Annotated in this window: 12 protein-coding genes and 1 other annotated feature; of the genes, 5 read left to right on the top strand and 7 right to left on the bottom strand. The window is 42.1% G+C overall.

Annotated elements, in window-relative coordinates:
* Position 1: 1 nt before the first annotated feature.
* From CTN07_RS00635 to aroF, 3 genes are read right to left on the bottom strand one after another with little or no spacing between them, the layout of a single operon-like run.
* The gene (locus CTN07_RS00635; protein WP_005300016.1) at positions 2-631 is read right to left on the bottom strand and encodes an aminodeoxychorismate/anthranilate synthase component II; all 630 of its coding nucleotides are present in this window, start codon (positions 629-631) and stop codon (positions 2-4) included.
* Positions 624-2,282 (bottom strand): anthranilate synthase component 1, encoded by a 1,659-nt coding sequence (locus CTN07_RS00630; RefSeq protein ID WP_005300015.1) that lies wholly within the window; start codon positions 2,280-2,282, stop codon positions 624-626. Before CTN07_RS00630 ends, CTN07_RS00635 begins: the two co-directional genes overlap by 8 nt.
* Positions 2,282-3,295, bottom strand: coding sequence for a 3-deoxy-7-phosphoheptulonate synthase (gene aroF, locus CTN07_RS00625; RefSeq protein WP_005300014.1), 1,014 nt, complete (start codon positions 3,293-3,295; stop codon positions 2,282-2,284). The genes CTN07_RS00630 and aroF overlap by 1 nt, the downstream gene beginning before the upstream one ends.
* Before the next feature lie 71 nt (positions 3,296-3,366).
* Positions 3,367-3,454: a sequence feature (Trp leader region), on the bottom strand.
* 136 nt (positions 3,455-3,590) lie between these two features.
* Between aroF and rnm the strand changes: the two genes are divergently transcribed.
* From rnm to rluB, 3 genes are all read left to right on the top strand, one after another.
* Positions 3,591-4,460, top strand: a complete 870-nt coding sequence (gene rnm / locus CTN07_RS00620; RefSeq protein WP_005300013.1) for an RNase RNM — start codon at positions 3,591-3,593, stop codon at positions 4,458-4,460.
* A gap of 19 nt (positions 4,461-4,479) precedes the next feature.
* On the top strand, positions 4,480-5,103 hold the full coding sequence (locus tag CTN07_RS00615; RefSeq protein WP_036764086.1) for an L-threonylcarbamoyladenylate synthase: 624 nt from the start codon (positions 4,480-4,482) through the stop codon (positions 5,101-5,103).
* A gap of 359 nt (positions 5,104-5,462) precedes the next feature.
* Positions 5,463-6,620: a 23S rRNA pseudouridine(2605) synthase RluB gene (gene rluB / locus CTN07_RS00610; protein WP_005300008.1), complete on the top strand. Its 1,158-nt coding sequence runs from the start codon at positions 5,463-5,465 to the stop codon at positions 6,618-6,620.
* A gap of 83 nt (positions 6,621-6,703) precedes the next feature.
* Here the strand turns inward: rluB and CTN07_RS00605 are convergent, their stop codons facing one another.
* The gene (locus CTN07_RS00605; RefSeq protein ID WP_005300005.1) at positions 6,704-7,465 is read right to left on the bottom strand and encodes a YciK family oxidoreductase; all 762 of its coding nucleotides are present in this window, start codon (positions 7,463-7,465) and stop codon (positions 6,704-6,706) included.
* A gap of 276 nt (positions 7,466-7,741) precedes the next feature.
* On the opposite strand from CTN07_RS00605, the gene sohB reads away from it, so the two are divergent.
* Positions 7,742-8,803, top strand: coding sequence for a protease SohB (gene sohB / locus CTN07_RS00600; RefSeq protein WP_036764084.1), 1,062 nt, complete (start codon positions 7,742-7,744; stop codon positions 8,801-8,803).
* A gap of 82 nt (positions 8,804-8,885) precedes the next feature.
* Here sohB and CTN07_RS00595 read toward each other — a convergent pair whose 3' ends face one another.
* Entirely contained in the window at positions 8,886-9,134 is a 249-nt protein-coding gene (locus CTN07_RS00595; RefSeq protein ID WP_036765086.1) for a YciN family protein, read from the bottom strand.
* A gap of 584 nt (positions 9,135-9,718) precedes the next feature.
* Between CTN07_RS00595 and topA the strand changes: the two genes are divergently transcribed.
* Entirely contained in the window at positions 9,719-12,367 is a 2,649-nt protein-coding gene (gene topA, locus CTN07_RS00590) for a type I DNA topoisomerase (protein WP_036764082.1), read from the top strand.
* A gap of 108 nt (positions 12,368-12,475) precedes the next feature.
* Here topA and miaE read toward each other — a convergent pair whose 3' ends face one another.
* Together miaE and CTN07_RS00580 are read right to left on the bottom strand one after the other, a co-directional pair.
* Positions 12,476-13,261 carry a tRNA isopentenyl-2-thiomethyl-A-37 hydroxylase MiaE gene (gene miaE / locus CTN07_RS00585; RefSeq protein ID WP_005299996.1) on the bottom strand — a complete coding sequence of 262 codons (786 nt, stop codon included), beginning with the start codon at positions 13,259-13,261 and terminating at the stop codon, positions 12,476-12,478.
* A 75-nt stretch (positions 13,262-13,336) separates the two neighbouring features.
* A complete protein-coding gene (locus CTN07_RS00580) occupies positions 13,337-14,098 on the bottom strand; it encodes a hypothetical protein (RefSeq protein ID WP_005299994.1) in 762 nt (253 codons plus the stop codon).
* Positions 14,099-14,359: the final 261 nt, after the last annotated feature.

The raw sequence follows: 14,359 nt of genomic DNA, 5'->3' as shown, positions 1-14,359 counted from the left end.
ATCATCCTTGATTCTGTGCTGGTGTGGTCAGATCGAGTGGTGTTGTAGGGCGTGATATCCAATCAAGCGTCTGCGCTAACAGTTGAGCTCCTTGAGTGGTGAGAATTGACTCAGGATGAAATTGAAATCCGCACACTTTATCTTGCTCATGAACAACCGCCATAATGAGTTGATTGGCTTTTGCAATAACATGCAATGGTTCAACAACTTGGGTTGCAACCAATGAGTGGTAACGAGCAATGGGAAAAGAAGAGGGCAGATCGCCAAAAATCCTATGACCATTATGCTCAAGCATATCAGCCTTACCATGCATGATTTCACCCGCGCCTGCTACAGTGCCACCATAAGATTCAACGATTGCCTGATGCCCAAGGCAGATCCCTAAAATCGGCACTTTTCCTTTCATTAACTCAATTAGGTGTGGCATGCATCCCGCATCATTTGGCGCTCCTGGTCCTGGGGATAAAACCAATACGGCATTAGGGAATGCTTGAATATGTTGTGCGAGTCGGTAAGCATCAGCACTGTTGCGAAATACGGTAACCGAGTGGCCAAGCGAGCGAAATTGGTCGACTAGGTTGTAAGTGAAAGAGTCATAGTTATCGAGTAAAACAATGTGAGTATTATTCATTATGTGACTCCTTTGAGTTTTGACTCCTCAAGCTGTTTGCCGAAGTTGAATGGGCCTGCTGTATGGCTCTGATCACAGCTTGCGCTTTGGCTCGTGTTTCATCGGCTTCAGCCTGAGGTATGGAGTCGTACACGACTCCTGCGCCCGCTTGAACCGTTGCCACCTCGTTTTCTACATAGGCAGAGCGGATCACGATGCAAGTATCCATGTCTCCTGTGCCAGTAAGGTAGCCGACTGCACCGCCATAGCTACCTCTTCTTTGCTGCTCGACTTGGCGGATCAGTTGCATGGCTCGAATTTTTGGTGCCCCTGTCAGCGTGCCCATATTCATACAAGCTTGATAGGCGTGAAGAGCATCAAGGTCGCTTCTTAACTGGCCGACAACTCTTGAGACTAAATGCATCACGTGACTATAACGGTCGACTTTAAGTAAATCAGCAACATAACGAGAGCCTGGTTCACTGATTCTGGCAACGTCATTGCGTGCTAAATCGACCAGCATCATGTGTTCAGCTTTTTCTTTTACATCGCAGCGAAGTTCCAGTTCAATACGCCCATCTAGGTCTAAATTAATTGAACCATCACGGTTTTTACCTCGAGGTCGGGTTCCTGCTATGGGGTAAATCTCAACTTGATTGGTTGCTTTGCTGTATTTCAATGCACTTTCAGGAGATGCGCCAAATAAGGTGAAATCTTGATCGCGCAAATAAAACATATAAGGACTCGGATTACCCTGCTTTAGGGCTCGATAAGCTGCCAACGGGTCGGGGCATGGCAGAGTAAATTGGCGCGATGGCACGACTTGGAAAATATCACCTGCAATCACATGTTGTTTAAGAAAGTTGACCTGTTGACAGAATTGCTCATCACTAACATTTGTTGTGGGTGCTAAGTCGGTCATCACAGGGGCTGGTGGTACAGTGATCTTAGTTAAACATTGCTCTTTGATTGCCTGAATACGACGACTTAATTCATGGTAGTTGTGTGCATAGTGAGAGCTATCGCTTGGTGAATCCTCTGATGATTGGTGGCTAAACAATGACGCTTGCAGTTTGCTTTTACGTTTTTGGTGATCCATAACCAATAACGTTTCTGCCACATAAAACACATAATCAGGGCATTGAGTTTTAGCATCTACCTCTGGCAAGGGTTCAAATGCAGCCACAAGATCGTAGGCAAAGAGTCCGGCTAAAAATAGGGCATCATGGGGTAAAGCCGTGGTTGGATACAGTTGCTGTACAGCACGTAGGGCATCGAAATTAGATGCTTGACGTAAGCGGCTATCTTCATCTAATTCGGTGTCTTGATGATGTGAGAGATAGCTTAAGGTGAGTGTTTTGCGTGATTGTTGTGTAATCAGGGATGGATCAAGGCTATCAACCAAACTGGCTAATACATTTTCACCATTTAAGGTCAGAGCTTCAAAATCGACTTGATGACCTCGACAGACAATACGCACCGCAGCATCAATCAGCATCAGGCTTTTTAAATTCTGTTTGGAATCTACTTCAGCCGATTCCAAGAGAAGACTATTCGTACTTTGCCCACACAGAGCATAGTAGAGCTCTGTTGGGTCAGCAACATAAGGGACTTCTAGTGCCAACACTTCAAGCTGAGCAGAGGCTTGTGGCGTACTATCCTTATACGTCATTACAGCGTTCTCCCCGCCGCCTCAACAAACGGCGTTATTTCATCCATAAGTTGCGCAAACATTGGGCCTGTTAGTGCTTGATGACCATCAGATAGTGCTTGGCATGGATTGAGATGTGTCTCCACAATAATGCCATCAGCACCAACGGCAACTGCAGCTCGTGACAGTGGAATCACTAACTCACGGACGCCAGTTCCATGGCTCGGGTCAACAACAACAGGCAAATGGCTGCGCTGTTTTAAATAAGCAACGGCGTTTAAGTCCAGAGTATTACGCGTTGCGGTTTCAAAGGTTCGAATACCTCGTTCACATAAAATAATATTAGGGTTACCGGCGTCATAGATATATTCAGCAGCAAGCAGCAGCTCTTCAATAGTTGCAGCAAGGCCTCGCTTAAGTAATACCGGTTTACCGCTTTCGCCAACGGCTTTAAGTAAACCGTAATTTTGCATATTTCTTGCGCCAATTTGTAAACAATCAACGTATTGGCACATAATGTCAAGTTGGCTGATATCCATTACTTCAGAAACCGTTGGTAACCCCAGCTGTTGATTTGCTTGTTGAAGAAGCTGAAGTCCTGTTTCGCCAAGTCCTTGAAAATCATAGGGGCTAGTTCGGGGTTTATAAGCACCACCACGTAAAGCGATAGCACCATATTGTTTTACCATTTCAGCCACCGACAACAATTGCTGCTCCGATTCTACGGAACATGGCCCTGCAATGACGGCAAACTTGTCTCCACCTATAACCGCATTACCAAATCTAACCTGAGTGTCGTGTGCTTGAACTTCACGACTTACCATTTTGTATTTAGTCAAAATAGGTTTGACGTTTTCGACAAAGGGATACGCTTCAAAATTCATTGTTTGTAATTTACGTTCATCACCTAATGCGCCTAAGACAATACGTTCAACCCCTGGCATATACAGTGGTTTTAGCCCAGCAGATTCAATTTTTGCTAATAATTCTTTGGCTTGTTTTTCAGTAGCTTGAGGTTTTAATACAATAATCATTGTCAGTTCCTTGTTATCTTGTCGCGCTGAATATGTGGTATCAAGAATCAAGTAATGGGCTACATTTAGGTATGAAAAAGCCCACACTCAGCGGGCTTTATGAATTTATGTTAGGTACAGAAACTCACACCACCCTGGTAGGGAAGTGCCACCACCAAGAGGTGAATAAAGTTCGGTTTTGTAAGTGAAATTGCTGTACCATGTTAAAAAATCCTAAGAGATGTAGTGCAAACGTGTATTAGGTATCTGTGTACTAGTAAACTAGTATGTAAATGCAAAGTCAAGATGTAAATGTATGTTATTTGATCTCCATACGCACACGACGGCTTCTGATGGTCGCTTAACCCCAGAAGAATTGGTTAAGCGAGCGGTAGAGAGACGCGTTGATGTGCTTGCTATTACTGACCACGACACTGTGGCAGCGTTGCCTATCGCACAAGATGTGATTGACCAACAAAATTTGCCAATAACTTTGATTAATGGCATAGAAATATCAACGGTTTGGCAAAATTTTGATATACATATAGTTGGACTTAATATTGATCCGATGCATCCAGCTATGACGCAACTTATTGCTGAGCAAGCTGAGCGCCGTCATAAGCGAGCGCAAGAAATTGGTGAGCGCCTTGCCAAAAACCGTATTGAAGGGGCATTTGAAGGAGCTTCTCAATTAGCGAATGGTGAAACAATCACTCGTGCTCATTTTGCACAATGGTTGGTTGAGCAAGAGCACGCTAAAACGATGCAGGCGGTATTTAAGAAATTCTTAACTCGTGGTAATCCCGGTTATGTGCCACCCAATTGGTGTACGATTGCCGAGGCAGTTACTGCGATTCATGCCTCTGGGGGTAAAGCGGTTATTGCCCACCCAGGTCGTTACAAGATGACAGCAAAATGGCTTAAGCGCCTGATTGCCTGTTTTATAGAAGCAAAAGGTGATGCTATTGAAGTAGCACAACCTCAGCAAGGACCGCAGGAGCGTCGTACCTTAGGGGATTACGCGATCACGTATCATTTATTAGCTTCTCAAGGCTCTGATTTTCATTATCAATCTCCATGGACAGAGCTTGGCCGTAACTTATGGCTGCCTAAAGATGTTGTACCGATTTGGCACGATTGGACGGTAGAGAAAAAACGAGAAGATGTTGAGCAACCTCACGTCTAATCTCGTGATTGGAGGAAATATGAGTCAGTTTTTTTATGTTCATCCAGAAAACCCACAAACGCGTTTAATCAATCAAGCGGTTGAAATTATTCGTAATGGTGGCGTTATTGTTTACCCGACAGATTCCGGTTATGCCCTTGGTTGCCAATTAGAAAATAAATCGGCGCTAGAGCGTATCTGCCAAATTCGTCGTTTAAATGATAAGCATAATTTTACGCTGTTATGTCGCGATCTTTCTGAAATTTCGCTTTATGCTCGTGTGGATAATGCAGCGTTTCGTTTATTACGTAACAACACACCTGGTGCTTACACCTTTATTTTTAAAGGAACGAAAGACGTACCTCGCCGCTTAATGAATCCAAAACGTAAAACCATTGGTATTCGTGTACCAGATAATCAAATTGCCTTGGATTTATTGGCAGCACTTGGTGAGCCTATGATGTCAACCAGCTTGATTTTACCGAACCATGAGATGACTGAGTCTGATCCTGATGAGATCCGCGATAAGTTAGAGCATGCGGTCGATTTGATTATTCATGGCGGTTATTTAGGCGAGCAGCCAACAACGGTTATCGATTTTAGTAATGATGATATTGAAATTGTTCGTGTTGGTGCCGGTGATCCCGCGCCTTTTGAAGGTTAAGAGACCTTAACTAGGCTGAGTTCAGATTGATTTTGAGATAGCGGCGGTAGCATATTGTCTGGTTAGGACAAGTTCTATTGACCGCTATCTTTTTTATAGCTTGCACATGGGATTTTTGGCATAATAGCGAGCTAATTTGTTGTTAAGATAGTTTGAAAAAACATCTTGGCGATCCCTAAAAATGTAAATGGTACAATAAACTAGATTTTCAATATTAAAACAATGACTTATGGCTTTGACTATCATCAAGCGATTGTCGCTGTATTGGCATCAGATTAAGCAAAATTATTTTTGTTTAATGTTTATAGTTTATTGATAAAGATTTCGACGCCTGTGAAGGCGACAAGGTTTGTCTGAAAATGAGTGAAAAATTACAGAAGGTGCTAGCACGTGCTGGCCAAGGTTCTCGTCGTGAAATTGAATTAATGATTCAAAACGGTCGAGTAAGTGTTGACGGCGATGTAGCTAAACTGGGCGACCGTCTAGAAGATATGACTGCTTCTGTGCGAATTGACGGACGTCGCATTGAACTTGTCGCATCAACTGACGAAGTATGCCGTGTTTTAGCATATAACAAGCCAGAAGGTGAACTGTGTACACGTCACGATCCAGAAGGTCGTCGTACAGTATTTGATCGCTTACCTCGCTTAAATAATGGTCGTTGGGTATCAGTTGGTCGTCTTGATGCAAATACATCGGGTATGTTGCTGTTCACTACAGATGGTGAATTAGCAAACCGTTTGATGCACCCAAGCCATAGCGTTCAACGTGAATATATGGTTCGTGTCTTTGGTGAAATCTCTGAAGATATGGTTCGTAACCTTGTTCGTGGTGTTGAACTAGAAGATGGTATGGCACGTTTTGAAGACGTTGTTTATGCTGGTGGCGAAGGTATGAACCACACATTTTATGTGGTAATTACTGAAGGCCGTAACCGCGAAGTTCGTCGTCTATGGGCTTCTCAAGGCGTAACAGTAAGCCGTCTAAAGCGTGTACGATACGGTGATATCTACTTGAGCAAAGAACTGCCTCGCGGTGGTTGGATGGAGCTTGAGCTTAACGATGTTAACTACCTACGTGAATTAGTAGGCTTACAACCAGAGACTGAAACTGAATTAACAGTGGAAGGTCAAAAACGTAAGCGTAATGTTCGTCAAATTCGTCGTGCAGTTCGTCGTTTTGAAGAGCGTGCAGATAATACGAATTCTCGTCGTCGTAATGATCGTCGTTCAACTACTCGCAATAGTGATGTAGAAAAAGCAGGTAATGATAAACCACGCCGTCCATCAACGCGTAGCAGCGATGTGGATAAGGCTGGTAATCAGAAGCCTCGTCGTCCTTCTACACGTAATTCTGGTGCGGACAAAGCTGAAAACAATAAGCCACGTCGTCAGCCTCGTCAAAATGACGCTGATAACAAAGGCGGTAATAAGGCTCGCAAGCCAGCAGGTAACGGTGCAAATCGCCGTAACCCTCTAGCTTCTAAGCCAACGAATAAGCCTCGTACTCGTAAATAATCATTTTGAGTATGTTGATATAATAAGAAGGCCGCTCTGAATTTACAGAGCGGCCTTTTTAATACAGAAAAATTATTTGAATATTAGCTTGCTGCACCTGGTTGGCGTTTAGGTTGTGCATCAATACATTCACCGTGAATATGACCGCCTTCTGGTGCCATCAAATAAAGATACAGGGGCATAATGTCTTTAGGGGTTTTTAATTGATTAGGATCCTCAGCAGGGAAGGCTTGAGCGCGCATGCCAGTACGAGTACCTCCTGGATTAATCGCATTAACTTTCACGTTCGTATTTGTTAGTTCATCAGCTAAAACTTGCATCATCCCTTCGGTTGCAAACTTGGAAATCGCATAACTGCCCCAAAATGCTCGGCCAATATGGCCAACTGTCGATGAGGTAAAGATAATACGGCCATCAGATGCTTGTTTTAGTAAAGGTAGGAGCGCTTGAGTCATTAAAAACTGCGCTTTAACGTTTACTTTCATCACATCATCAAAGCTGGCTTCATCAATTTGGTCAAAAGGGCTGAGAACCCCAAGTAGACCTGCGCTATGCAATACACCATCTAAACGACCAAACTGTTGTTTTATAGTATCAGCCATATCCTGATAATTTTGCTTTGTTGCGCCAAGCAGATCCATCGGTATGATTGCCGGAGTTGGAAAGCCTTGCTGCTCAATTTCATCATAAACCGCTTCCAGTTTAGCGACTGTACGGCCCAGTAAAATGACAGTAGCACCGTGAGCGGCATACTGCATAGCAGCTTCTCGTCCAATACCATCGCCAGCTCCTGTCACTAAGATTACGCGATCTTTGAGGGCATCTTGAGCAATTGAGTAATTCACGTTCGTATTCCTTTTTAATAAATTGGCTGCAAATTGCCGATATTGTCGACACTTACCTAAATTTTCTGCAACAAATCGCTATTATTGCGAACTTTTATCATTTATATAGTCAAACAATATCAAAGATTGTGGTAGTTTTCTTGAGTGTAGCTCTGTTTTTTTCGGCAAATGTTGAGAAAAATGGCGCAATTTTGTAATTGGATGATGATTAATACTGTCACATGGTTACAATAGTGAGAGTTATGCTTACTTGCTGATTTTAAAGAGGGTTATACCTTGGAATTTATTTTAGAGTACGGATTATTTTTAGCTAAGATTGCAACTGTTGTGGTTGCGGTTGTGGCTATTTTATTAGTAGTTAAAGGTATTAAAGGTCATGGTGGTTCACAAAAAGGTGAATTAGAAGTAACTGACCTAACAGAGCAATATAAAGAAACAGTTAGCCAACTAGAAGAGCATCTATTTGATAAGTCTCTGCTAAAAGCTCGTGATAAAGCAGAGAAAAAAGCCGATAAAGAGCAAGAAAAAGCACGTCAAAATGAAGTGAAAAAGGCGGCAAAAGAGGGTGAGCTTGATTTCTCTCGTGACTCTCGTCTTTTTGTGATCGACTTTAAAGGCGGTATTGATGCTCGCGAAGTTTCCGCGCTTCGTCAAGAAGTTACTGCTATCTTAGCCGTTGCTCAAGAAGGTGATGAAGTGCTGTTACGTCTAGAGACTGGCGGCGGTATGGTTCATGATTACGGCCTTGCATCATCGCAACTTGATCGTCTTAAAGCGGCAGGCTTAAAGCTAACAATTTCTGTCGATAAAGTCGCGGCAAGTGGCGGTTATATGATGGCGTGTGTGGCAGATAAAATTATCTCCGCACCTTTTGCGATTGTTGGTTCAATTGGCGTGATTGCTCAAATTCCTAACTTCAATAAAGTATTGAAGAAAAATGATATTGAGTTTGAACAAATTACAGCAGGTGAGTTTAAGCGTACATTAACCATGTTTGGTGAAAATACCGATAAAGCTCGCGAGAAATTTAAGCTTGAGATTGAAGAAACACATGGCTTATTTAAAGATTTCATCGCAAATCATCGCCCTGAATTGGATTTAAATAAAGTAGCAACAGGTGAACACTGGTTTGGTCAACAAGCTTTTGAACTTGGTTTGGTTGATGCTATTGGCACCAGTGATGATTTTATTACTGCAGCTTGCAAAGAGCGCAAAGTGCTGGGTGTGAAATACGTACAACGTAAGAAGCTGGCAGAAAAACTTGCGGGTGCGACTGCTGAAGCGACAGACAGTTTATTATTAAAGTGGGTAGGACGAGGTCAGCGCCCATTTATGTAATAAGCAGCGAGTTGTTGCGTAAATAACAAATGAGAAACCCGTGTTGATTATATCGCACGGGTTTTTTCTTATAAGACTAGAATTAATCAGCTAAAGTAAATTCTGGTGATAATTGATGTGCTAGAAACTTAAACATATTAAATACATGGGTCGTATTTTCTGTTGGTAGTCCTTCATCATCTAAAAAGTACTCCCCTTTAAATACGAGAACGCCCATTTTTTCTTCAACAGATGTTGCACGCATACCTGGGATATAATCATCATGATCTTGGATTAGCTGGTTAGCAATCATTAATAAGTCACTGGTAGAGATACTTTTTTTATCGCTCATGGTTTTGCCTTTAGGGTATTTCTGAGAGGCTAAGTGTATTGCGAGTTGAAGAAGATGACAAATATTCTTTGAATCTTGTTTCTTGGTAAAACTGTTTAAACAAAAGGCAGTCATCTATTAATCAGTAAAAATATTGTGAACCAATACATAAAAATATGCGCTTTGATAGTCAAAACTAATATGAAGTGGTAAATGTGCTCTCAGTTCTTTTTACTGATAGTTATTGGCAAAAATTTTCTTTATTTGATTCATTTTTTAGCAAAAAAAACTGAAGTTACATATTGTTAACAACTGTAGACTCGGCAACCAAACAGTCTTATTTTGTAAAAAAGCAGTTGACCTTCTGGATTTGTAGCCCAATATGTAAATAGGAATTTACGCTAGATAGTTTGAAAATTGCTGGAAAATTGACAACATTTAGGCACAATACACGCTTTTGTTGACCATCGTATTAAGCCACTGATCCTAAATTTAAAGATGAGTGCCTTAATACGATTGAGAAGCGTGACGTGCTATTTGATTGCGCATGCAACTATCTAACCGATTTAAAAATTAAGCGAGCACGAGGACGTAATAGAGTCACTATGGGTAAATCTCTCGTTATTGTGGAGTCCCCGGCCAAGGCAAAAACAATTAATAAGTACTTGGGTAAGGATTTCATTGTAAAATCTAGTGTGGGTCACGTTCGTGATCTACCAACCGGTGCACGTGCTGCTACGGGTAAAAAAGCTCCGGCAACTTCAACGAAAGGGTTGAGTGCCGAAGAGAAAGCACGAGTTAAAAAAGAGAAAGATCGTAATTCTCTCATCAAGAAAATGGGTGTCGACCCGTATCATGATTGGGCGGCAAATTACGAAATCTTACCGGGCAAAGAAAAAGTTGTCAGTGAGCTACAGAAGCTGGCTGAAGAGGCAGAATATGTCTATCTCGCAACCGATCTAGACCGCGAGGGGGAAGCTATTGCGTGGCACCTTCGTGAGATCATCGGTGGTGATGATGCACGCTATAAGCGAGTAGTATTTAACGAAATTACGAAAAATGCTATTCAACAAGCTTTCGAGCAACCAGGCGAATTGAATATGGACGGCGTTAATGCTCAGCAAGCACGTCGTTTCCTTGATCGCGTGGTGGGCTTTATGGTTTCGCCTCTATTATGGAAGAAAATTGCTCGTGGTTTATCCGCTGGTCGTGTTCAGTCTGTTGCAGTAAAACTGATCGTTGAACGCGAACGTGAGATTAAAGCCTTTGTACCTGAAGAGTTTTGGGATATTCATGCCAATACGCTAACTGCAGGTAAAGATGAGCTACGTTTGTTGGTTGCACAGCAGGCAGGTAAAGCGTTCCGACCTGTTAATGAAACTGAAACCATGGCAGCGAAGGCTCTGCTAGATAAAGCCGCTTATGAGGTTATTGATCGCGAAGATCGACCAACAAGCAGCAAGCCTTCTGCACCTTTCATTACATCAACACTGCAACAAGCGGCAAGTACTCGTTTGGGTTACGGTGTTAAGCGTACGATGGGATTGGCTCAGCGTCTGTACGAAGCAGGTTATATTACCTATATGCGTACCGACTCGACAAACCTATCAAAAGAAGCGGTTGAAGCTGCTCGTGAGTTTATTTCTGGTGAGTATGGTGATGAATACTTACCGGGTAAGCCAAATGTTTACGGCAGTAAAGAAAATGCACAGGAAGCGCACGAAGCGATTCGTCCTTCAAGTGTTACCGTTCGAGCTGAAGACCTTGATGGTATGGAGCAAGATGCGGTTAAGCTGTACGATCTTATCTGGCGTCAGTTTGTTGCGTGTCAGATGGTACCTGCTCAATATGACTCAAGCACAATCACAGTTCGTGCTGCTGACTTTACGCTAAAAGCAAAAGGTCGCACATTACGTTTTGCTGGTTGGACTAAAGTTCAGCGCCCATCTGGTAAAAATGAAGATATGACACTGCCTATGGTGAGTGTAGGCGATAAGTTAGAGCTTTCTGACGTTGAGCCTAAGCAACACTTCACTAAGCCACCAGCGCGCTTTACAGAAGCTGCATTGGTTAAAGAACTTGAAAAGCGTGGTATTGGTCGACCATCAACTTATGCATCGATCATCTCTACCATTCAAGATCGTGGTTATGTTCGAGTTGATCAACGCCGTTTCTATGCTGAAAAAATGGGTGAAATCGTATCTGACCGTCTGGATGATAGCTTCCCAGATCTTATGGATTTCGATTTTACTGCTCGTATGGAAGGCAATCTTGACCAGATCGCTGAAGGTGAGAAAAACTGGAAAGCGGTACTGGATAATTTCTTCAGTGATTTCACAACAGAGCTTGAAAAAGCCGAGTTGGATGAAACTGAAGGTGGCATGAAGCCAAACAATATTGTATTGACCGATATTGAGTGTCCAACATGTTCACGTCCTATGGGTATTCGTACCGCATCAACCGGTGTGTTCTTAGGTTGTTCTGGCTATGCATTGCCACCAAAAGAGCGTTGTAAAACAACCATCAACCTAGGCAGTGAAGATGGCATTGTTAACGTACTAGAAGAAGACGTTGAAACAGCAGCATTGCGTGCGAAGAAACGTTGTCCTAAGTGCGGTACAGCAATGGATGCGTATCTGATTGATCAGACTCGTAAACTGCATGTTTGTGGTAATAACCCAAGCTGTGATGGTTATATCGTAGAAAAAGGTGAATTTAAGCTAAAAGGCTACGATGGCCCTGTAATTGAATGCGACAAATGTGGTTCTGATATGGAACTGAAAAATGGTCGTTTCGGTAAGTACATGGGTTGTACCAACGAAAACTGTAAGAATACTCGTAAGATTCTAAAGAACGGTGAGATTGCACCACCAAAAGAAGAACCTGTACATCTACCTGAGCTACCTTGTACTCAAGATCCAGATGCTTACTTTGTACTTCGTGATGGTGCATCGGGTCTATTTATGGCGGCAAGTACCTTCCCTAAATCGCGTGAGACTCGTGCTCCGCTAGTGGAAGAGTTGGTTCGCTTTAAAGATCGTTTATCGCCTAAGTTCTTATACCTAACTGATGCTCCTGTTGCAGACCCAGACGGTTTGCCGACAGTGGTTCGTTTTGCTCGTAAGACTAAAGAGAACTATGTACGTTCAGAAATCGATGGTAAGCCATCAGGTTGGACGGCACTCTTTGTTGATGGCAAGTGGGTGATTACCGATAAGCGTAAAAAACCAAAGAAAGAAAAAGCTGAAAAGTAATTCTTAACTGAATAATAAAAACCGCCATGAGCTATGCTGATGGCGGTTTTTTTGTTCTCAACTTTTCTTAGTTAATAGATAAGTTGAAAAAACGAAATAGATAGCGTTTTAAATAGGAATACCACTATGGAAACGGAATTCGTGGTCTGGACTCATGATCATTTCTGCTTCACGTGCACCGATAACTAAAATTCGATCGCTGATATCTTTACCTGCAATTTTCTCCGCTAAGGTCAGATAATCACGATAGTGACGTGCTTCTGAACGCAATAGCGAGATATAGAATTTCTTTAAATCTTCATCAAGATAAGGAGCTAGTTTGGCAAAGCGTTCACATGAGCGAGCTTCAATGTAGGCACCTATGATCAACTTATCAATCAAGGTTGCTGGCTCATAAGTACGAACTACTTTCATTAAACCTTTGGCATAACGTCCTGCACCAATGTGGCAATAGGGGATATCACGTTTATGCATGATCTCTAGCACTTGCTCAAAGTGATGAAATTCTTCTTTAATTAAGCGAACCATTTTATCGATCAGCTCTTCACCAAATTCAAAATCTGCTCGTGGTGTCAGTTTGGTTGAAAGGGCATTTTTCTTGCTATGGAAACCGGCAATATCATGATTTTGACTGTAGACAAAATTTTCATAGGGCTTTGCCCACTCTAAAAGAGCAGTCGCACTTTGCTCATCAACAGCATATTTACGAGTCATGTAAATAGCGGTTTGGCTTGCTTTAAGTTCACAGTTACAGTGATCGACTAGGAGTGTGACTAAGTTCTCTGGTTTTAGCGCCTCGGCAATCCATTCATCTGGTGTTTCACACTGTAGAAACTGTTTAACCGGAGTAAGCAGTTCATCCATCATTGTTTGAGTTGCGGTATCAACGGTCATGGTGTTGAGTCTTATAATTGATTTTTAAATGAAAAAGGCCGCACAATGCGACCTCTTATTGGCTTTCGTTTTATTTTACCATTTGCGTTTAGGCTGGAATAGTACATCAAGCTCATCTTGCTCTTTTGCGATCATCTGTTGACGTTCATCGGCTTGATTTTTTGATTGGCTATTGCTGATATCACTTAGCATCGCTTGCAGTCTTTCTCGCGTTTGGTTGGAGTAATTATCATTTCGAGCATCTAATACATCGATGGCTTTTTTCAGTAGCTGTTGAGCGGTACCGAATTGTTGTTTCAGCCTAGCCTCATTAGCACGCTTAATGACGTTTTCCATATTAATACGCAGTTGCATTGCTTCTAATCGAGCATTTTCGGTTACAAACACTTGGGTGGCGATGCGGCCTTTACTGTGTTCATTTTTCACAATCGTTTTTAAGCGCTTAACCAGTTGCAGCATACCAATTGCTTGGCGATCTGTTGTTGGCACTTTAAACGGTGTGATTTCGGTATCAGAAAAATGATTTTGCAGCGATTCTATTTGTTGGCCAACATCTTCGATACGTTGAGCCAGTTTTTTATCGTTTGGATCAATATCAGCCATACTTTTCAGAGCGTTAAGAATTCGCTTATTTAGGCAAAGTAATAATTCCTTGCTGTATGGGATATGGTGAGCATGGCCGATAAGTTCTTCAGTTGCATCAATAATGGCAATATATTGACCTAGTTCTTGCTGTTTAGCGCTTTGAATACGCAGACGGTATTGAACCGTCACATTGTAACCAATGATGAGAGCCAAAAGTAATGCAACTAAGCCTATAATTAGAGGTATGCTCATAGTAACTATCTGTATTTTATCCACTAAATGAGCATATAAGATACACCAACTTCCTTAATTCTGATAGCAATCATAATAAATTAGCTCTGTAATTTTAATAAAAAAATCCGTTCTAATAGAATTACCAGTAATCAGTCGTTCTGACCGTAGATTAGAAAGAAATACTATGAAAAACGAAAAATTCCAGATATAACAATAGAATTATGCGATTAAATATGATGCTATGTAATAGAAAGGGTATGGAAGCCCGTAAATTGCAGT

Source organism: Photobacterium damselae, from assembly GCF_003026815.1.
Taxonomy (GTDB): Bacteria; Pseudomonadota; Gammaproteobacteria; order Enterobacterales; family Vibrionaceae; genus Photobacterium; species Photobacterium damselae.
Note: the sequence above shows the minus strand (reverse complement) of the source record. Positions and strands in the feature narration are given on the sequence as shown.

Excerpts from the sequence above, each read along its gene's own strand:
- rluB (WP_005300008.1), top strand. The coding sequence starts at position 5,463 with ATGAGTGAAAAATTACAGAAGGTGCTAGCACGTGCTGGCCAAGGTTCT.
- rnm (WP_005300013.1), top strand. The coding sequence starts at position 3,591 with ATGTTATTTGATCTCCATACGCACACGACGGCTTCTGATGGTCGCTTA.
- aroF (WP_005300014.1), bottom strand. The coding sequence starts at position 3,295 with ATGATTATTGTATTAAAACCTCAAGCTACTGAAAAACAAGCCAAAGAA.
- CTN07_RS00580 (WP_005299994.1), bottom strand. The coding sequence starts at position 14,098 with ATGAGCATACCTCTAATTATAGGCTTAGTTGCATTACTTTTGGCTCTC.
- miaE (WP_005299996.1), bottom strand. The coding sequence starts at position 13,261 with ATGACCGTTGATACCGCAACTCAAACAATGATGGATGAACTGCTTACT.
- CTN07_RS00630 (WP_005300015.1), bottom strand. The coding sequence starts at position 2,282 with ATGACGTATAAGGATAGTACGCCACAAGCCTCTGCTCAGCTTGAAGTG.
- CTN07_RS00635 (WP_005300016.1), bottom strand. The coding sequence starts at position 631 with ATGAATAATACTCACATTGTTTTACTCGATAACTATGACTCTTTCACT.
- CTN07_RS00615 (WP_036764086.1), top strand. The coding sequence starts at position 4,480 with ATGAGTCAGTTTTTTTATGTTCATCCAGAAAACCCACAAACGCGTTTA.
- CTN07_RS00595 (WP_036765086.1), bottom strand. The coding sequence starts at position 9,134 with ATGAGCGATAAAAAAAGTATCTCTACCAGTGACTTATTAATGATTGCT.
- topA (WP_036764082.1), top strand. The coding sequence starts at position 9,719 with ATGGGTAAATCTCTCGTTATTGTGGAGTCCCCGGCCAAGGCAAAAACA.